This window comes from Halostella sp. PRR32, from assembly GCF_034808085.1.
GTDB lineage: Archaea > Halobacteriota > Halobacteria > Halobacteriales > Natronoarchaeaceae > Halostella > Halostella pelagica.
Map to the genome: position 1 here is coordinate 1 of NZ_JAXHGL010000020.1, position 830 is coordinate 830.

Below are 830 nucleotides of genomic sequence, written 5' to 3' on the forward strand. Positions count from 1 at the left end.
GTGGACCGAATAGTGACGAAAATCCTGGTCATAGTAGCAGCGTTAGTCGGGTTAGAACCCCGACGGCCGAACGAGCAAGGGTTCCTCGGCAATGCTGATCAGCCGAGGGTTAGCCGATCCTAAGTCCTACCGTAAGTCGAATGGGACAACAGGGAAACTGGTTAATATTCCAGTGCCATCATACATTGAAACTGACGCTTTGGGGCCGCCTGAACTGGGCATTCGCCCAGTCGAATCGTCGAACTCCGTGGAAGCCGTAATGGCAGGAAGCGGACGAATGTCGAGATAGAGCAATTCAGGCCAACCTAGAGCCCGTGAAAAGGGAGTATGATGCTCGTACCAAGAACCGACACAGGTGCTCATGGCAGCGAAAGCCAAGGCCTGTCGGGAGCAACCGACGTTAGGGAATTCGGCAAGTTAGTCCCGTACGTTCGCAATAAGGGATGCCTGCCTCCGACGAGGCAGGTCGCAGTAACTCGGACGCTCCGACTGTCTAGTAACAACATAGGTGACCGCAAATCCGCAAGGACTCGTACGGTCACTGAATCCTGCCCAGTGCGGGTATCTGAACACCCAGTACAATGGGGCGAAGGACCCGTTAACGGCGGGGGTAACTATGACCCTCTTAAGGTAGCGTAGTACCTTGCCGCTTCAGTAGCGGCTTGCATGAATGGATCAACGAGAGCGTCACTGTCCCAACGTTGGGCCCGGTGAACTGTACGTTCCAGTGCGGAGTCTGGAGACCCCCAAGGGGAAGCGAAGACCCTATAGAGCTTTACTGCAGGCTGTCGCTGAGACACGGTCGCTAATGTGCAGCATAGGTAGGAGCC

General features: G+C 55.3%; 1 rRNA gene. It reads left to right on the forward strand.

The window, feature by feature from the left end:
* A 23S ribosomal RNA gene (locus tag SM753_RS20210) occupies positions 1-830 on the forward strand; the annotation flags it as partial.